At 30.5% G+C, this 18,892-nt stretch carries 15 protein-coding genes; 5 read left to right on the top strand and 10 right to left on the bottom strand.

Annotation, left to right across the window (positions count from 1 at the left end):
- Window positions 1-72: 72 nt before the first annotated feature.
- From treC to treR, 3 genes are all read right to left on the bottom strand, one after another.
- A complete protein-coding gene (gene treC, locus Ctaglu_RS02020; RefSeq protein ID WP_124997552.1) occupies window positions 73-1,731 on the bottom strand; it encodes an alpha,alpha-phosphotrehalase in 1,659 nt (552 codons plus the stop codon).
- Window positions 1,732-1,839: 108 nt separating this feature from the next.
- A complete protein-coding gene (gene treP / locus Ctaglu_RS02015; RefSeq protein ID WP_124997550.1) occupies window positions 1,840-3,276 on the bottom strand; it encodes a PTS system trehalose-specific EIIBC component in 1,437 nt (478 codons plus the stop codon).
- Between the two features lie 205 nt (window positions 3,277-3,481).
- Window positions 3,482-4,192: a trehalose operon repressor gene (gene treR, locus Ctaglu_RS02010; RefSeq protein ID WP_124997548.1), complete on the bottom strand. Its 711-nt coding sequence runs from the start codon at window positions 4,190-4,192 to the stop codon at window positions 3,482-3,484.
- Window positions 4,193-4,336: 144 nt separating this feature from the next.
- Between treR and Ctaglu_RS02005 the strand changes: the two genes are divergently transcribed.
- Both Ctaglu_RS02005 and Ctaglu_RS02000 read left to right on the top strand, forming a co-directional pair.
- The gene (locus tag Ctaglu_RS02005) at window positions 4,337-4,642 is read left to right on the top strand and encodes a hypothetical protein (RefSeq protein ID WP_124997546.1); all 306 of its coding nucleotides are present in this window, start codon (window positions 4,337-4,339) and stop codon (window positions 4,640-4,642) included.
- Window positions 4,643-4,862: 220 nt separating this feature from the next.
- A complete protein-coding gene (locus tag Ctaglu_RS02000; RefSeq protein ID WP_124997544.1) occupies window positions 4,863-5,915 on the top strand; it encodes an HD-GYP domain-containing protein in 1,053 nt (350 codons plus the stop codon).
- Window positions 5,916-5,956: 41 nt separating this feature from the next.
- Here the strand turns inward: Ctaglu_RS02000 and Ctaglu_RS01995 are convergent, their stop codons facing one another.
- The 5 genes from Ctaglu_RS01995 to Ctaglu_RS01975 all read right to left on the bottom strand — a co-directional run bounded on the left by Ctaglu_RS01995 (window position 5,957) and on the right by Ctaglu_RS01975 (window position 13,655).
- The gene (locus Ctaglu_RS01995; protein ID WP_124997542.1) at window positions 5,957-7,198 is read right to left on the bottom strand and encodes a HAMP domain-containing sensor histidine kinase; all 1,242 of its coding nucleotides are present in this window, start codon (window positions 7,196-7,198) and stop codon (window positions 5,957-5,959) included.
- A gap of 43 nt (window positions 7,199-7,241) precedes the next feature.
- Window positions 7,242-7,952 (bottom strand): response regulator transcription factor, encoded by a 711-nt coding sequence (locus Ctaglu_RS01990; protein ID WP_124997540.1) that lies wholly within the window; start codon window positions 7,950-7,952, stop codon window positions 7,242-7,244.
- Between the two features lie 153 nt (window positions 7,953-8,105).
- Window positions 8,106-10,298, bottom strand: a complete 2,193-nt coding sequence (locus tag Ctaglu_RS01985; protein ID WP_124997538.1) for a serine hydrolase domain-containing protein — start codon at window positions 10,296-10,298, stop codon at window positions 8,106-8,108.
- 162 nt (window positions 10,299-10,460) lie between these two features.
- Complete coding sequence (locus tag Ctaglu_RS01980; protein WP_185732566.1) at window positions 10,461-12,956, bottom strand: ABC transporter permease; 2,496 nt, start codon at window positions 12,954-12,956, stop codon at window positions 10,461-10,463.
- Window positions 12,957-12,968: 12 nt separating this feature from the next.
- On the bottom strand, window positions 12,969-13,655 hold the full coding sequence (locus tag Ctaglu_RS01975) for an ABC transporter ATP-binding protein (protein WP_124997536.1): 687 nt from the start codon (window positions 13,653-13,655) through the stop codon (window positions 12,969-12,971).
- 318 nt (window positions 13,656-13,973) lie between these two features.
- Between Ctaglu_RS01975 and Ctaglu_RS01970 the strand changes: the two genes are divergently transcribed.
- Window positions 13,974-14,948 (top strand): glycoside hydrolase family 73 protein, encoded by a 975-nt coding sequence (locus Ctaglu_RS01970; RefSeq protein ID WP_124997533.1) that lies wholly within the window; start codon window positions 13,974-13,976, stop codon window positions 14,946-14,948.
- Window positions 14,949-14,968: 20 nt separating this feature from the next.
- Here Ctaglu_RS01970 and abc-f read toward each other — a convergent pair whose 3' ends face one another.
- Window positions 14,969-16,582 (bottom strand): ribosomal protection-like ABC-F family protein, encoded by a 1,614-nt coding sequence (abc-f, locus tag Ctaglu_RS01965; RefSeq protein ID WP_124997531.1) that lies wholly within the window; start codon window positions 16,580-16,582, stop codon window positions 14,969-14,971.
- A gap of 426 nt (window positions 16,583-17,008) precedes the next feature.
- On the opposite strand from abc-f, the gene Ctaglu_RS01960 reads away from it, so the two are divergent.
- Both Ctaglu_RS01960 and Ctaglu_RS01955 read left to right on the top strand, forming a co-directional pair.
- Entirely contained in the window at window positions 17,009-17,149 is a 141-nt protein-coding gene (locus Ctaglu_RS01960; RefSeq protein ID WP_307720455.1) for a GNAT family N-acetyltransferase, read from the top strand.
- Between the two features lie 122 nt (window positions 17,150-17,271).
- A complete protein-coding gene (locus tag Ctaglu_RS01955) occupies window positions 17,272-18,117 on the top strand; it encodes a DUF2785 domain-containing protein (protein WP_124997529.1) in 846 nt (281 codons plus the stop codon).
- Between the two features lie 102 nt (window positions 18,118-18,219).
- Here the strand turns inward: Ctaglu_RS01955 and Ctaglu_RS01950 are convergent, their stop codons facing one another.
- Complete coding sequence (locus Ctaglu_RS01950; protein WP_124997528.1) at window positions 18,220-18,789, bottom strand: GDSL-type esterase/lipase family protein; 570 nt, start codon at window positions 18,787-18,789, stop codon at window positions 18,220-18,222.
- Between the last annotated feature and the right edge of the window lie 103 nt (window positions 18,790-18,892).

Genomic DNA, 18,892 nt, shown 5'->3' with positions numbered 1-18,892 from the left:
AAATAGTTTATGCTCTTTTATACATTATTTCATTAATTCCCTTTAAAAATCTAGATACTATAACTTCAGATTCTATTTTATATAAAAAACAATAGCTTCATATGGTCTTAAAGTTAGTTTTTCAATATTATTTTCAGTATCTTTATAATTTGATATTAAAATAGTGGATTTGCCCTTAAATTTTAAACCTTCTGGCAATATAAAATTAACTTCTTTCCCATAAAAATTATTTATAACTAAAAGTCTTTCCTTCTTCATTGAACGAACATAAGCAAATATCTGAGAATCCTCTTCTAATATAATCTCAAAATCGCCATAAGCAATTATATCATATTTTTTTCTAAGCTCTATAAGCTTCTTGTAGTGATAAAAAATAGAATCTTCGTCCTGTAATGCATTCTCAGCATTTATTCTCTTATAATTACTACTTATTGATATAAGCGGTGTCCCTGTAGTAAAACCAGCATTTACATTATCATTCCATTGAACTGGAGTACGGGAATTATCTCTTGATTTTGATTGCAAGATTTTAATTATTTCTTTATTATCCATACCCTCATCTTTTAAAGTATTATAACAATTAATCGATTCTACATCTTTATATAACTCAATTTTATCAAAATATGGATTTGTCATACCAAACTCTTCACCTTGATAAATATAAGGTGTTCCTCTTAACATATGTAGCGTTGTTGCCAGCATTTTTGCAGATTCACTATGGTATTTTTTATCATCTCCAAAACGAGACACAATCCGAGGCTGATCATGGTTGCACCAAAATAGTGCATTCCAACCATTACTTTCCTCCATACCAACCTGCCAGTCATTAAGAATTTGTTTTAACCCTAAAAAATCAAAATCCATCAAACTCCACTTATCACCATTTTTATAATCCACTTTAAGATGATGAAAATTAAATACCATAGACAATTCTTTTTCCTTAGGATTTGAATATTTGCCACAATTTTCTATAGTTGTTGAAGACATTTCTCCAACTGTAATAATATCTTCATTTTTTCCAAAACTCTCCTTATTAAGTTGTTTTAAATATTCATGAATTTTAGGACCATCTGTATAAAAACGGCGACCATCGCCTGTATAATCATCTTCATATTTTTCAGGTTTTGAAATTAAGTTAATTACATCAAAGCGAAATCCCTTTACACCTTTTTCCATCCAAAAATTAACCACTTGAAATACTTCTTGTTTCAATTCTTGATTTTCCCAATTAAGGTCTGCTTGTGTTTTGTCAAATAAATGCAAATAGTATTCATTGAATTCTTCTGTATATTCCCAAGCAGAACCTCCAAACTTAGAAATCCAATTAGTTGGTTGTTTCCCATCCACAGCTTGTTTAAATATATAGTAATTTTTATATTTTTCATCACCCTTTATAGCCTTTTGAAACCATTTATGCTTTGTAGATGTATGGTTAAATACCATATCTAGCATAACATCTATGCCTAATCTTTCAGCTGCTATAACCATTTCATCAAAATCTTCCATAGTTCCAAAACTACTATCAATACTACAATAATCCGCTACATCATAACCATTGTCCTTTTGAGGTGAATTATAAAATGGTGTTAACCATATATAATCTACTCCCAATTCTTTCAAGTAATTTAATTTTTCAGTAACACCTTTTAAATCACCAATTCCATCTCCATTTGAATCCTTAAAGGATCTAGGATAAATTTGATAAACCACACTTTTTTTAAAATCTTTCATAAACTCTGATACTCCTTTAAATGAATGCATATAAAAGGATTTACATGAAATATTCCTTTTATATACATTATAAATTTATAGTTACTTAACTACTAATTTTATTAGTAATTAATCCTCTGGCGCAAACTTTGCTGCAAATTTTGTTTTAGAAAGAAGAAGAGTTAATATAAAGGGAACCACTATTGCAACCAGCATTGCCAATGAGAAAACCAACATATATTTAGGTTGAATAGATAATATACCAGGAAGTCCACCAACACCAATGGAGTTTGCCATAACTCCTGAGGCTACAGATATTACCCCTGCAATTGCTGATCCTACCATAGCTGCTAGGAATGGATATACGTATTTTAAATTAATACCAAACATAGCTGGCTCAGTTACTCCTAGGTAACATGAAATAGCAGCTGGAATTGACACTTGTTCTTCTTCTGGTTTAGTTTTTTTGTTTATAAATATCATTGCTACAACTGCAGATCCTTGAGCTATGTTTGACAATGCAATCATTGGCCATAAATTTGTTCCGCCAAACTCAGCCATAAGTTGCAGATCAATAGCATTTGACATATGATGTAGCCCAGTAATTACTAATGGGGCATAAAAGAATCCAAAAACCGCTGCAAATAGCCATCCAAAAGCAGAAGTTAAACTGCTGTACACTACCCCTGATATAGCTGAACCTATTGCCCAACCTATTGGGCCTAAAACAGTATGTGCTATTATTACAGTTGGCACCAATGCTAGGAAAGGTACTACTATCATAGATATATATTCTGGAACGATCTTGCGCACATTCTTTTCTAATATTGCTAAAACAAAACCTGCAAGGATGGCTGGGATAACTTGCGCCTGATACCCTATCATTTGAATGTGGAAAGTCCCAAAATCCCAAAAGGGAATTTTATCTGCAGCAGTCTTTGCTACATCATAGGCATTTAAAAGCTGAGGAGATACTAAAGTAAGACCTAATACAATTCCTAGTATTTGAGTTGTGCCCATCTTTTTAGAAATAGACCAAGTTATTCCTACTGGTAAGTAGAAAAATATAGCTTCACCAATTAACCACAAGAAGGAATGAACTCCAGCCCAAAATGGATACAACTGAGTTATTGTTTTAGTTCCACCTTCAAGTAATTTGATATCTCCAATTACGTTACGAAAACCTAATATCAAACCTCCAACTATTAGTGCTGGAATAAGTGGTGTAAATATTTCTGCTAAATTAGCAAGCATTCGTTGAATAAAATTCATGTTACCTTTTGCTGCATCCTTTGCCTTATCCTTACTAACCCCATCTACTCCTGACACTCCCACAAACTCATTGTAAAAATCAGGAACTTCATTCCCTATAATAACTTGAAATTGTCCAGCCTGTGCAAATGTTCCTTTTACAGATTTAATATTTTTGATTTTTTTAATATCTGCTTTTTTATCCTCCTTTAAAACAAATCTCATACGGGTGGCACAATGGGATACTGCTACAATGTTTTCACTACCACCAATGTGTTCTAGTAATTGTTTCGAATCTTCTGTGAATTTACTCATAAAAATTCCCCCTATATAATTTTTTTATCTTTAATGCACTTCAATGCTGAAATTCCGCTAAAACTTATATGCACAGCTTGTCTGTACAAGTTCTTTATATTTTTATATTAACTCATATATACAAGTTAGTCAATAGATTTAACTGAAAAAATGTAAACGATACAAAAATGTTTAGTTTATATATTAAAGCATAAAAAAAATCGCCTTATCGGCGACGAGCAAAATCAGAAAACACAAAACGATCTGGGCGATGGCGTGATTCAGTATATTCAAATTGTGTTCCATCACTTAAGTATACATAATTTTTAACCACCACAACAAAATTATAAGATTTCATATCTAAATTTAATTTATCTCTTGAAGTAGCAGTTTCAACTTGAATAACTTTACTAGCAAAACCTATTTTTACATTTAAACTCTCTTCAATATATTCATAAATAGATTTTTCTCCAATTTCCACTGTTAATCCTTGTACTACATCCTTCAAAAAATAATTAATATCAAAAATTATTTTTTCATCTTCTAAACTGCGCACTCTATATAATTTATAAGCTTCTTTTCCAATAGTTAAATTACTTTTTTTGCTTATTGCTCCATCTATAATAACTTCCTCAAATTTAGGTACCATGGTACTAAATTTTTGCTTGCTACTTTCACTGGCTTCCTTAAAACTTACGAGCCCACCAAAAGAGAAATTAATAAAATCATTTTCTAAAACAAATACGCCTTTTCCATGAAGACTATTAACAAGGCCTTCCTCTGCAAGCATCTCAAGTGCTTTTCTAACAGTTCCACGACTTGCTCCAAACTCTTTACAAAAATCATTTTCTGAAGGTAGCTTTTCTCCTGGTGTATAAATTCCCTTAACAATATTTTTTTTTATATTATCATATATATCTGTGTATAGTTTTTTCATTTCAATCCTCCATAAAGTAAAATCATATAAAATTAATTATATCATAAAACCCCTCAAAATTAAGAGTGTTTTAATTTTCACTGGGTTGTTTAATACTGTGTTATAATTTTAATAAGCTTAATATTACACAGGAGATGATAAAACATGGATACAAACATGCTAATAAAACTACTACTACTATTAGTTCCAGCTGGTCTATTTATTTACTTTGATAAAAAACTATTAATTAGCAATAAAGTGCAAACAAAGCTTAAGATAACTAATTTTTTAGGATTATTTGCTTTTATAACAATATCTTTAGTACTTAGTGCAATAGTAGTCGGAACATTATCAATGATTTTGCGCATATCTAACACTTTTACCTATGGGATTCAATCCATTCTAATGGGAGTTCTTTTGGGGTTATTCTCAAATATACAAAAGATAATACGAAAAAAAACTAAAATTTAGAATATTTTTCTTAAGCAGAATGATTTAATTTTTGATAATTCGAATACAAAATTGAGTATAAGCAAAAAAAATATAGAAAAATCTATTTATTTGCAATAAAACCCTTTAGAAATATATAATTAACACGATAATATATACATAAATGTCATATATTCAATAATGATAATAATATGAAATAATTTAATATGTTATGCTAAAAAACCAAATATGAGGTGAATTTATGTTATCGTTCAAAAAAACATTACCAATTAATGAACTACAGGTAGGAATGATTTCTGCCAACGATATAACCATTCAAGGTAATATATTGCTAGGTAGTGGTATCGCTATTACAGAATCAATACTAATCAATCTAAAAAAGAACTATGCTATTGATGAGCTAGAGGTTTATTTAGAAGATAATTCAAGCAAGTCTTTGAAACTTAAAACCGTAAAAGAACTTGAAAGTACCTTTAATGAATTTTCTTCTAATTTAGAAAATATATTTGATAATATATCTACCTTAGATGTTCCTCAAATGAACGAACTAAGAACTTTCTCACAAAATATTCAGCAGGAATTCACAGCAACGGGGATAGTTATTAGAAATATAATCTTCTATGGTAGTGGAAATGATTCAATTTATAGGCATAGCGTAAATGTAGCCGCTATTAGTTTTATACTAGGCAAATGGTTAGGGCTTGATGAAAAAGAACTAGGTTTATTAACCTATTCGGCAATATTGCATGATTTTGGTAAACTAGAACTAAGTAAGGATATTCTAAACAAAAAAGAGAATCTAACCTCTGATGAATCTGATACTTTAAAGACACACCCCGTGGTAGGGTATCACTTTGTTAAACAAATTCCATATCTAGATCCTTCTGTGGGCCTTACAGTGCTGATGCACCATGAAAGAATGGACGGATCTGGGTACCCTCTACATGTTAGCAATGATAAAATACCAAAATTCGCTAAAATAATAGCAATTGCGGATGTGTTTGACGAACTTAACTCTAACAGATATGCTAAAAAAATCAAAGGCCCACTGGAAGCTCTAAAAGTGATTCAAGATGAGAGTATTACAGAACTTGATCCCATATATTGCAATATGTTTTTAAACCAGATAATAACTTACTATATGGGTGAAAATGTACTACTGAGCGATAAGCGTTCCTGCAAGATTATCCAAATTCAAATAAATGACTTAACAAATCCTATTATGCTTGATGATAATGGATTCATAGACTTAAAAAAAGAAAAAGATTTGTATGTTGAAAAATTGCTAATCTGATAATCACTTTAATGCTAAAGATGTAGGGCATTCATACATCTTTAGCATTTAACAAATGTAATAATAAATCTGGTTCCTACCTCCATCTTACTTCGCACTTCAATCATTCCATTATGCGCTTCAACTATTGATTTTGAAAGGGCAAGCCCTATTCCAATAGAATCGCTTTTCTTTGAGGTCTTTGCTTTATAAAACCGCTTAAATATATTAGGTAAATCAGCCTCATTTATCCCTTCTCCTGTATCTTCTATTGTAATTCTTGTATACAAAGGGTTTTCAAAAAGTTCCAAATCAATGGTTCCACCGCAAGGCGTATGTTCTATACCATTCTTAATAATATTAATAAGTGCCTCTTCAAGCCACAATCTATCATGCTTAAAAGCTATCTCTTCTTTTTCTTTAAAATCAATCACAACCTGTGCATCATATGCCTTGCTCTCCAGTGCATCTATTGCATCTTGCAATGTTTCATTTAAGCTTTGTTTTTCTTTCACTATTTCTATAGCTTTAGCATCTAATTTAGCAAGCTTAAGTATGTTTTTTATGAGCCAGTTCATCTTTTCTAGTTGATTTTGATTGTTTAATAAAAAGTCCTCCCTTTGCTTTGATGGCAACTGCTTTGTAAGCATAATATCATTATATAAAATTACAGATGAAAGTGGAGTTTTTAGCTGATGAGATATATCTGATAACAACTCTACTAGAAATTGTTTTTCTCGCCTAAGATCACTTAAATTACTCCTAATAATTCCTCTCATAGAGTTAAAAGAAATTGCTAGCTTTGAAAAATCTCCTTCTTTATTTTCATTTATAGCTATGTCATAATCACCCTCAACTACCTTCTTTGCAGCAAAGGTTAAACTTCTTATCCTTTTATAGAAAAAACCATATTGAAAATAATTAAGTGTGAATAATATAGCAGCCATAATAATAAAAATTAAAATAATTGAATAGTTGTTTTTTACAATCGCCCTATTTACATAGGGGAATAGCTCATCTTCCACACTTTCTGTTAACCCATATTGCTTTAAAAAAACACTTCCACGTGTAGCTTCTTCCTTAGAAACCTCCTTTGTAATAAGTGGTATAATCTCCTTTTCCATTTCAGGGTTCTTTTCAACTACCCTTGCGCTAATTGCTCCTAAACTTTTTATATAGTCAGCCTTTAAATTATCATTATGGGTTTTTAAACACAAGCAAGTAATTAGTAAAAATAGTGTCATTAACAACAAAAGAACAGCCGTGCTTATTTTCAGTCCAGAATTAATAAAATATCTCTTCATAGTAATTTGCTCCTTAATTATCTTCTTCTAAATTGTTTATCACCTAGGTTGCCACAACATTTTTATTCCATTTATACCCTAGTCCACGTTTATTAACTATATACTGAGGATCCTTAGGATTGTCTTCTATTTTCTCTCTTAATCTCTTAATATAAACAGATAGTGTGTTTTCATCAAAAAAAGGATCTTGTCCTTCTAATAATTCACACAATATCTCATCCCTCTTCATTAAAACATTAGGTTTATTCATAAATATTAATAAAAGCTTATATTCTTGTGCTGTTAGATTTATAATATCGCCATTTTTCCTTACTGCTCCTTTTATATTATCAATAAATATACTTTCGCTTTTCAATATATTTTCTAATGATCTATTTTCTAAGTTCATATTTTTAGAGTTGCGCCTTATTAAAACCTTTATTCTTGATAAAAGTTCTCTTACGCGAAAAGGCTTTGTTATATAATCATCTCCACCTATTTCTAGCCCCTGCACTATATTAACCTCATCATCACAGGCGGTTAAAAATATTATGAGCACATCACTTTTGCTCCTTATGTATTTACATAATTCATATCCATTTCCATCAGGCAGGTTAACATCTAATAAAATCAAATCAAACTTCTCTAAATGGAATAATTCTTTTCCACCTTCTACCGTTGAAGCTCTGGAAACCTCGTATCCACCATCTTCTAGTGAAAATTCTATGCCAATGGCCAAGGATTCATCATCTTCTACTAATAATAATCTATTCATACTTCTCACCTCATTTTAAAATATTGTAAAGTACTAGCACCTTAATAATACCTCAATTATGTCTTAAGTTAAATCTAACATATAGTTTTAAATTAGAAAAGAGAAGATTATTAATAATCTTCTCTAACTGCTTAAATCAAATTTTCTTTTCCCTTATTCCTTATATTGAATCTTAAACTTAGCTTGTGCATTACCTAAAAATACGATTGTTCCATCTTTAGGTAATTTAACTTTTTTAATCCCTGTAATTAAAGAATCATTCACTAAAACTCCCTTGCTGTCATAAACTGCAAAGGCTGCTTTTTCAGGTATATCTACAGTAATCTCCTTATCAGCTGATTCCTTACTTATTTTATACCAGCTACCATATCCATCTTTATTAATTGTACATTCGAATTTATTCTTTGTTGAAAAAGTTTCAATTGCATCTTCTTCTACAAAAATATAACCACCTGCACTTAGGTATTCAAACTTATCCTTTTTATAAAATGTGTAGTCGGCTATATCACGTGACAATACACCTGGCCCATCTAATATAGCAACAGCCGAATTATTATCCACAATTTTATTTGATTTAAAATATCCTTCAAGCCCTTTTGTAAAGCTAACTTGCAAATCGGGATATGCCATATATTGTAATGAGGAGTATTTCTCGTTTAATAAGAAGTATTTCTTGCCCTCTCTTTTTGACCAAGCTTGTGAAACACTTTCTGTTAATTTATTTACATTCTCCTTTTGTGCTATATATAAACTTGATATTGTTTGACCTAGGAATGGTATACTTGAACAGCTTGTTTCTTTTATATAAATTTTCCCATTTGTCTCTTCTACGAATTTTAAGCTTGTGCCTCCTTCGCTAGATACAAAAGTTCCGTCCTTTGTATAAACAAAAGTTTGCGAAGCATTTTGTGGTGCCTCAGGAGATGATAAACTTAATATACCTGTTTTATCAATTTTGATATCAATAAATCCTGATATTGATGCATATAAGCCCTCATATTTTTTTATCTCTGTCGGAACAGTTATTTTTTCTGGTGTAGTAAATGTCTTATCTGGTTTGATTTCACTAATTACACCTTTTTCTTTTAATGCAGCAAGAAGTATTTCTTGAGCCATTACTTGATCATAAATACTGCTTCCGCTAGAGCTTATTACAGCCACCGCCATATTTTGTTCTGGTAAAACAGTCAAATTACCGTGATAAAGAAAACTATCTCCGCCTTTTGATAAGGCTTTAATATTATACTGATTGAATGGATAAGCATTTACACTATCCCATCCTAGTCCGTAGCCCAATATATTATCAGTATCATCTGGCCAAATTCCATTTAGATATTCCTTATTCTCCATTGCCTTTATGGATTTTTGTGAAAGGATTCCATTTGAATTTTTAGTAAAAGTTGTTGCAAAAGTACATAAATCTTCTGCACTTGAATAAATCCCTCCAGCACCAATAGCATTTAAGTTTTCTACTGGTAACTCACTAGAAATTCCGTTAAAATATGTCTTTGCTAATCTAGCTCTATCAAATTTACTAACTGGTGTTTTAGTATCCTCCATTTTCAGAGGACTCACAAATGTATTTGTTACATAGCTTGTATAATCAATTCCTGACACATACTCTACTAGTATTTGAGCAAGCGTAAAACCATCATTACAGTATACGCAGTAAGCACCAGGATCTGCTTTGAGCCGTTGCGACTTTAATTGCTCTAAAAAAGTATCATGAGCATATGTGTCATTATCTCCGAAAAGCATTGTACTTAAAAAACTAGTTCCCATTAAGCCTGATGAATGATTTAACAACATTCTGGCTGTGATCTTCTTGTATCTGTCATCTGCCATTTTAAAATCTTTAATATATTCTATAATCGGTGTATCCAATTTAATTTTACCGTCATCTACCAATTTCATTACAGCAGCTGTTGTAAACATTTTACTGATTGAGGCTATACCATACATATTATCAGCCGTTAGCGCTGTAGTATTTTCTTTTGAATATACACCTGAATTACCAGATAACACAATCTTTCCATTATCTATTAAGGCATATTGTAAACTTATACTTCCGTAAGTAGTAGTCGTACACGAAGCTTTTTTCTCTGCAACAGCTTTCGTATCGGCGTAATAACTGGTTTGAACCCTTTTATCCTTCTTCCTTCTTTCTTTCTTTACTTTTACTTCACCGCTAGTTTTAATTTTCAAATCTGTTGCAATTGAATCAAATGTCGATTTTGTTGTCAAAGTTCCTATTGATGTATTACTTACAGCGAAAGCTGTCATTGATGATGATGTACACATTAGCACCATCAATAAAAATGTAAATATACGTCTCTTCATCTTCATTTTAATATCTTCCCCCTTTTGCTTATGAATGTCGTCTGACAATATCATATTACCACAAAATAATGGGATAAAAAGAAATATATTGAAAAAAGTTTAATATACCGCATTATATATCCCGACATAACACTTAAGGGACATTACTAAATTCAGATTAGAAAGTTATTAATAATCTTCTCTAACTGCTTCAATTAAATTTTCTTTTTTAATTCTTGAAAGTGGCGCTAATACTGAAATATAGCTTATTGCTATAGATGCAGCTCCCGCAATAGCTATTGCCTCAAAGGGTACCATCCATCCGAACTCTCTAAATGAGCCCATTGATAATCCTAGGAGGTAAGATACTCCGCAACCTATTATCGATCCGTATATAGACCCAACGATGCCATAGAGAAGTCCTTCTAGTACAATCATTTTCTTTAAACCCTTCTGAGTTAGCCCTATAGACTTTAATGTAGCAAACTCACTTTTTCTAAGAATAATATTTGTTGTTAATGTATTTATAATATTAACACTACCTATTAAGGTCACTACTAGTATAAATCCATAAAGTAATATTTGGACCATTAACATTGTGGATTTTTTAGTTCTATTATGATCTATATTATTTATTAACATTAAAGCGGGGTTTGATTTTATGGCATTTTCTATTCCTATTTTTCCTGCCTGTTCATTTTTTACATCTTTAAGAACTATATTTAAAATTAAAGGTTTAATGGCCTTGCCGCCTATCAATTTCTTTCCCATTTCTTCTGTTGTGATTATTTCAAGTCCATTAGAGTTTCCAAAATAATCAAAAGGCTCACCCTCAAGAATTGCCATAACCTTTACTTTATTAACTTTGCCTTTACCAAATACAGTCTTTGCCTTAGCATAATCATAATATTGAAGATCTATTTCATCTCCTACTTTTATATTTGCTATTGGTCCGAAATAATCTTTCTTTGTAGCTTCGTCATGTATTCTATTTTTGTTAATCAATATTACTCCATTTTCACTATTTAGTTTTTCTATATCAATATTACCAGACTCTAAATATTTTTTAGAAACTTCAAGTGAATCCTTATCATAAATTGCAATAGAACTTTCTATAAGGGTTTTCTCTACTCCACCTAAATTTGTTTTTTTGTATACACTTCCCATATCCTGAATTTCTTTTGCTTGACTATTTTTATTTATTGCCATATCGAAATCATATCGATCATAGACTCCATACACCTTATCCACGGACTTCAGTGATTTAATATCATCTTCTATTTTATTACTTATAGTTGCATTGTCTGCGCCACCTGGAACTCCTCCGAAAACTTGGAAGTGAATGTTTTTAGACTCATTAAGCTCATCTGATATCTTGAGTGACATATCCATGAAAGATTTAAAAGCAACAAATAACACCACACTTATTACTATAGAAAAAATAGTTAATCTATATCTTTTTCTATTTCGCTTAATATTTTTAGCTGCCAATGCTCCCTCAAACCCAAATATTTTTTGAATAACTTTATTCTTTCTTCTTTTTATTTTCTCCTTTGTTATAGATGTTCTACCACTTATAGCATTCAGCGGTGAAATTCTTCCTGCAAAATATGCTGGCACTAGTGCTGATATGTATATTGCTATAAGACCTACTGCTGCGCTTATGCATAAAACCATAGGTGATATAGAGATTTTCATATTCATAACTGAATCTGCACCAATTAATTTAAATGCAATATTTATTCCATATATAGCTATAATGCTGCATATGAGGCCTAATGGAATAGCTATTGCCGCCAGGATTGTTGCCTCTCTTAGGACAATTTTTCTAATTTGAAGTGGAGTAGTTCCCACTGCTCTTAAAAGTCCAAACTGTTTAATCCGCTCTACAACGCTTATTTGAAATGAATTATATATTACGGCTATTGTTGCTATTAAAACTATTCCAATTATTATTGCTAGGGCTACATATAATCCTTTAAGACCTGAACCAGAATCTCCTGCTCCCTGCATTTGTAGCAACCGACTGTTTTCCTCAACGGTATCTTTCTTACCTAACTGCTTTAATTCTTTTACAGCAGTTTTTAAGTTTGTTTTTGAGCTTATTTCTATCAGTAACGCTGCATTTTGTTTATTAATATTATTATTTTTGGATAAAATTACTCCGCTACCAGCCATTTGACCTGCTAAACTATCCTCGAGTATTCCTACAAGAGTATACTCCTTATTACTAACTTTAATTTTATTCCCTACTTTAGCGTTTTTATCAATAGCTGGTAATATCCACTTTTCCACCGCTACTTCATTTTCTTTTTCCGACAATCTCCCTATCTTTGCTTTATATGGCAAAAGTTCTAAAGCTTTGTCTGTTGCTGTTATTACGTTAACAGCAACTTTATCCCCTAACTTTATCTCCTTACTTACATCATAAAATCCACTCCTAGACACTTTAGGATTATTAACTATTTTAGATATTAACCTTTCATTGGTTTTTTGAAATGCTAAATGATACGAACCACCACTACTTTTAGCATCTTGTATCTGTGCATCCTGCATTCCTTTAAAGAAAAGTCCTGTTGTTGATATAAGTGCAACTGATAACATTATTCCAATAATCGTAAGTACGGTTCTTTTCTTGTTTTTCTTTAAATATTTTCCTGTGAGCTGTTTATAACTAGTTATCATCTCTTTCACCTCCTATTTTACTTTTAAATTTTTGTCCGAAGTTATTTCACCATCGTAAATGGTGATAACTCTATCTGCCATAGCTGCTATATTAACGTCATGTGTTATAAGTATTAGTGTTTGATTATATTTTTTAGCAGTAAATTTTAAAAATTCCATAACATCTTTTGAATTTTTAGTATCAAGATTTCCTGTTGGTTCATCTGCAAGTATTATTGACGGCTTATTAAATACCGCTCTACCGATTGATACCCTTTGCTGTTGCCCCCCTGATAATTCTGATGGAAGATGATTTCTCCGCTCGCTAAGTCCGAGTACCTTAATAAGCTCTTCTAAATAGATTTTATCCACCTTATCATTATCAAGAAGTGCTGGAAGTGCTATATTTTCTTCTACATCTAAAATAGGTAGTAAGTTAAAAAATTGAAATATAAAACCTATCTTTCTTCTTCTAAACACTGCAAGTTTTTCTTCCTTATAATCATAAATACTTTCTCCATCAATAACTACATTTCCAGATGTTGGCCTATCGAGTCCACCCAGTAAATGAAGAAGCGTACTTTTCCCAGAACCTGATGCTCCTACAATTGCTACAAACTCTCCCTTATGTACTGATAAATTTATATTTTTAAGTGCCTCCACCTCATTTTCACCTTTGCCATAAGTTTTAGTTAAATTTTCAACCTTTAAAACTTCCATTTATATCTCTCCCCTTTTCTTATTTCTCATTTTCTCATCACTATATACATACTATACTTCATACATTGCATGCACTCCATGTCTCTCCACTTACAAATAAAAAGGTTATCTTACAGTTTTGTAAGATAACCTAAAAACACACTAACAAATATTGTCGTGTACTTATAAAGTTTACAACTATATTACAATTTATTTATAGCCAAAATGAATAATTTGTAATAAACTTAACCTAATATATATAATTATAAACTATAATGGGTTAATATTATATTTTTTAGAATTAATAACTTATAAAAACTAATATTATGGAGGGTTTATATGGATAATAACTTAGAAACGCAAGAAAATAGAAGAATTGGAATCAGAACTAAGAAAAAATCGAAAAAAATATTTAGCAAGATACTTTTGGGTGTCATGATTATATGTATCTCGCTTATAGCCATAAATTATTTTACTAAAGATGATTATATTACTCTAAGTAAATCACAAATAAATCTTTATATTAATGCAGCTGATGCTGTAAGTAAAGGTAAACTTCAAGTTGATTGGAAAAACTTAGCTGCTATTGATGGAGTTAGATATAAAAAAGATTTTTCAAAAGCTAATAAAGAAAACTTAAAAGAACTAGGCGAACTATTTTTAATGAAAAATAGTACCAGCAGTAAAAAAGTTAATTACAAACTTATAAGTATAGATGATGTGTTAAATAACTTATCTTTTAATAATAAAAATAAAGATAAAATTCATAAATACTTAGCACAACTAGAATTTATAGGTTTAGTAAATGGCAATTTAAAGAAAGATTCTTCATATAGAATTTTTATTGAGGAACTTTCACCAAAATCTATTGAACTATATAATAAATATAAAATCCTTCCTTCTATCACAATAGCTCAATGTATATTAGAATCTGCTTGGGGTAAATCAGATTTAAGTGTTAAAGCAAATAATTTATTTGGAATAAAATCTGATAGTAGTTGGCATGGTAAAAGTGTAAATATGACTACCTCAGAATATAATGATACAATTATAAAAGCTAATTTTAGACGATATGAAAACAAAGTAAATTCTCTAGATGATTATGGAAAATTTCTTTTTGACAATATTAGATATAAAAAAAATGGAGTTTTTGAGGCTTCTCAGTATATACAGCAAGCTCAAGCACTTGAAAATGCTGGATATAGTACTAAGCAAGATAATAATGGAAATAACGTATATGCCGATTTATTGGTTTCCATAATAAAAGAAAATGATTTACAGCTTATTGATAATAGAGCACAGAGTCAAAAGTAAAAGGTGCCACCCAGGTGGCACTATTTTCCCATAATTTCTGAAGTCTCTTTTATCTTATATTGACAAGCTCCATCCTTAGTGAGCTCAATAACTTTTTCAGCGATTTTATTAATAAAGTATCTATCATGAGAAATACAAATTATCGTACCTTCAAAATTCATTAAAGATTTTTCTATCATTTCTCTTGAGTTAATATCGAAGTGGTTGGTAGGTTCATCTAAAATTAATAAATTGATATCTTGCTGCATAAGCTTGCATAGCCTAAGCCTACTTCTTTCTCCACCAGACAAGGTTCCTATGGTTTTAAATACATCATCTTTAGTAAATAGAAACTTTGCCAAGGCACTTCTTGCTTTCTGCTGTGAAATAGCTAAATCCTCTCTAAAGGCTTCTAACACTGTTTGTTCATTACTTGTAAATGTAACATTTTGTGCAAGATAACCTATTTTAACCTCTTCGCCATATCTTATAATCCCTTCATCAGCTTTACATTCTTTTACAAGCATTTTGGCTAGTGTACTTTTTCCTGTTCCATTTCTCCCTACAATGGCAAGCCTGTCCCCATACTCAACCTTTAAATTTAAATTTTCAAAGAGCATCTTATTATGGAAGGATTTAGAAAGTCCTACAATCTCTAATACCTCATTAACCTCTTTATCCCTTAAAGCAAAATCTATATTAATCTTCTTATTTTCCAAAGATGGCTTTTCCATTTTAACAATCTTATCTAGTCTTTTCTGCATACTTGCAGCTTTGATATAGAACTTACCGCTACCCCCTCTCATTTCCCATCTTCTTAATCTATCAATAGAATTTTTAATGGTCATCATTTTTTTATTTTGTATGTTATATAAACTCAACTTTCTATTATACCTGTTTCTTTTATCTTTAATATAATAAGAATAATTCCCATGATATATTGTTGATTTCCCCTTTTCTATCTCAACAATTTTTTTAACCACTCTATCCATGAAATATCTATCATGGGATATGATAAGAACTGCTCCTTCATATTCTTTTAAGTATCCTTCAAGCCATTCTATTGCTTGTATATCAAGATGATTGCTAGGTTCATCTAAAAGAAGTATATCTGCCTTTTGAAGAAGAATCTTCCCAAGGAGAATTGTAGTTTTTTCTCCTCCACTTAAAGTATTAAAGATTCTCGCCTTCATATCATCATCAATCTTTAATCCCATACAAACATATTTTATGTTTGTATCAATATCATATCCACCCATATGTTCAAACTTTCCTTGAAGTACACCATATTTACTTATAGCATTTTCTAAGCTTTTCCCTTGAAGTATTTGCATCTTATTTTCAAGATTCACTATTTTACTCCGAACATCTAATACTTCCTCAAAGGCTAAACGCAAAATATCAATAACTTTATATTTTTCTAAAGTTTCAGGCATCTGCTCCAAATAGCCTATAGTTGCATTTTTTCTTATATCAATCTTTCCATTTTCATACTTTTCAGTGCCGCAAATCACTTTAAATAATGTGGTTTTTCCGCTGCCATTTAACCCAACTATTCCTATTTTTTGACCTGTTTTAACATTAAAAGTTATGTCCTCGAGTACCCTAGTTGCACCATAATATTTTTCTATATTTCTTAATGATAATTCAATCATTTTAACACCTTCCTTAATTTGTAGACAATTATCAATTAATAAAAATAAGCTGTAAATGAACTAATGTCCATTTACAGCTAATAAATATGCATAAATATTCTTAACTCATTTTTCTAAAAGAAAACTTTACCTCTCTTAGATCCGTATTCAATTAATACATTTAGTTAAGACTGACTAACTTCATGATTTTACCTTCTTATTAATTTGTATTTTTATAAGTTAGAATTCATTGTTAATAAATAAAATTTAACATTAATTGATACAATTGTCAATATCTTTTAGTTATTATGTATTAATGATCATGAAAGTAATGACAAGCTAATAATTAATAAAGTTAGGAAAGTTTTCTTATAAAAATTCTTTCCATTGTATGATATATACCCCACGTGTGATAATAATATTGGCTAGTTTATATATAACTATGAATTGATCTTAGATTGTCTCCACAGAGGAAAATATCCTAGCTATGATGCGGCTAACCTTGAATCTGTGGCTTTAGCCCAAAAGCTTGGCTATGTGCTAGACGAGCCTTATGACACATACTATATTCATTCCAAAGAGAACTAAAATAATTATATTTTAACTTTAATTGTAATTGTTTACATGGTATAATTATGAAATATATTTCAAAAAATGGTAAGGCTATTTATGGATATCTTTGCTAATCAATAAACAAGGAGGCTAAGTAAATGAAAGACGTAAATCAATTAAAACAGCAGTTAATAGATATTAGAGACAATAACTGGAGTATTCCAAGTGATATTGATAAGTATGAACTAGCTCTAGAGATGCTAGAAAATATAGGTTCAATAGATCCCGACCTTAGAGATGGGCTTATTTTAGAACTTCTTTCAGACATGATTGTAGAAAACTATTTAACAAATGAAGAGGTAAAAAATATATTGGAATTATCATTAAGTGAAAAACATTTATTTTACAATATGGGTAAAACTGAAGATGATTCTGTTTTTAATAGAACCTTTACATTATTAATTATAGATGCAATTCTTTATCGTCATAACCAAAGTGAGGATCCCCTTTTTACAGAAGAAGAAATAAAAATGATTTATGCAGAGGTAATAAGATATTCAAGGCAAGAAAAAGATGCAAGAGGGTACGTAGAAATTAAGGGTTGGGCACATTCAACTGCTCATACAGCTGATGTACTTAGTGAAATTGCACAATGCCTAGAAATTAAAAAACCAGAATTAATAGAGACATTAAAAGCAATAAAAGAGAAGGTATGTATAAACCATTATGCATATACAAATTGTGAGGACGAAAGGCTCATAAGTGCTGTTACCAAAATAATTGAGAGAGCAATTCTTAATGATGAAGAATTTATAAATTGGATAAAAAGCTTTGAAAATATTAAACTTACTGGCAAGTATCCAGAGGACCACAATATAACAAGTAACCGCAAAAACTTTCTATCAGCACTATATTTTAGACTTAAAAGGAGAAATGCGAAAAAATCATTTATGGATACAATAGAGCAGGTATTAAATAATACAACTCCAAATCATTTTAAATAGTTGCATAGTAGAATTTTTAACCCAAAGTGCCACCCACGTGGCAAGTTACAAAAAAAATAGTGCCCCAATGGCACTATTTTTCTAAGTTACATCATCCCCTTCTTAAATCGTTAATAATGCACATTCTCTCATAATTTCATGGCCTTTTTCTGTTAGATGAATCCCGTCAATGTACAATTGTTTAGGATTTAAAGTTTTTTTAGCAGTTTCTAAAGCATTATAAAAATCTATAAACAAAACTTGTTCTTCATTACAATAATTTAATACCCACTGCCTATACAATTTGATCTTTTCATTTACTTTTAAATAATCCACATCAAAACTCCAATGTTCAAGTGCTAAATCTTTGTCTGTTAGAGTTTGTATGCCTATAATAGGTATTATTCCATATTCTTTTGCTTCCTTAATTAGGCGGCTTATTTTCGCTTCAACACTACTCACCGTATATCCCTTTAAAAAATCATTACTACCACCCATTATAATTACATGACTTGGAGTTTTTTCTACTATATCAACATAATACCTAGAAATCATATCAGCAGTTGTTTCGCCATTAACACCTTGATTTATAACTTCTACATCTAACTTTTTTCTAATTAAATCTACCCAACATTTCCCTCTCATAATCCCATATCCATAGGTTAAGCTATCACCAAAACATACCAATTTCATAAATTTTGTTCAGTCCTTTCTAATTATAATATATAAAACCATATTTCATAAAAAAACTCTTCGTCTTTTCAATGAAAACAAACCATAATTTATGATTTGGTTA

It is taken from the genome of Clostridium tagluense, from assembly GCF_003865095.1.
Taxonomy (GTDB): Bacteria; Bacillota; Clostridia; order Clostridiales; family Clostridiaceae; genus Clostridium_AD; species Clostridium_AD tagluense.
This window is presented reverse-complemented; position numbering and strand designations above follow the sequence as displayed.

Bases quoted from the DNA above. Each gene is read 5' to 3' on its own strand.
- treC (WP_124997552.1), bottom strand. From the start codon at position 1,731: ATGAAAGATTTTAAAAAAAGTGTGGTTTATCAAATTTATCCTAGATCC.
- treP (WP_124997550.1), bottom strand. From the start codon at position 3,276: ATGAGTAAATTCACAGAAGATTCGAAACAATTACTAGAACACATTGGT.
- treR (WP_124997548.1), bottom strand. From the start codon at position 4,192: ATGAAAAAACTATACACAGATATATATGATAATATAAAAAAAAATATT.
- Ctaglu_RS02005 (WP_124997546.1), top strand. From the start codon at position 4,337: ATGGATACAAACATGCTAATAAAACTACTACTACTATTAGTTCCAGCT.
- Ctaglu_RS02000 (WP_124997544.1), top strand. From the start codon at position 4,863: ATGTTATCGTTCAAAAAAACATTACCAATTAATGAACTACAGGTAGGA.
- Ctaglu_RS01995 (WP_124997542.1), bottom strand. From the start codon at position 7,198: ATGAAGAGATATTTTATTAATTCTGGACTGAAAATAAGCACGGCTGTT.
- Ctaglu_RS01990 (WP_124997540.1), bottom strand. From the start codon at position 7,952: ATGAATAGATTATTATTAGTAGAAGATGATGAATCCTTGGCCATTGGC.
- Ctaglu_RS01985 (WP_124997538.1), bottom strand. From the start codon at position 10,298: ATGAAGATGAAGAGACGTATATTTACATTTTTATTGATGGTGCTAATG.
- Ctaglu_RS01980 (WP_185732566.1), bottom strand. From the start codon at position 12,956: ATGATAACTAGTTATAAACAGCTCACAGGAAAATATTTAAAGAAAAAC.
- Ctaglu_RS01975 (WP_124997536.1), bottom strand. From the start codon at position 13,655: ATGGAAGTTTTAAAGGTTGAAAATTTAACTAAAACTTATGGCAAAGGT.
- Ctaglu_RS01970 (WP_124997533.1), top strand. From the start codon at position 13,974: ATGGATAATAACTTAGAAACGCAAGAAAATAGAAGAATTGGAATCAGA.
- abc-f (WP_124997531.1), bottom strand. From the start codon at position 16,582: ATGATTGAATTATCATTAAGAAATATAGAAAAATATTATGGTGCAACT.
- Ctaglu_RS01955 (WP_124997529.1), top strand. From the start codon at position 17,272: ATGAAAGACGTAAATCAATTAAAACAGCAGTTAATAGATATTAGAGAC.
- Ctaglu_RS01950 (WP_124997528.1), bottom strand. From the start codon at position 18,789: ATGAAATTGGTATGTTTTGGTGATAGCTTAACCTATGGATATGGGATT.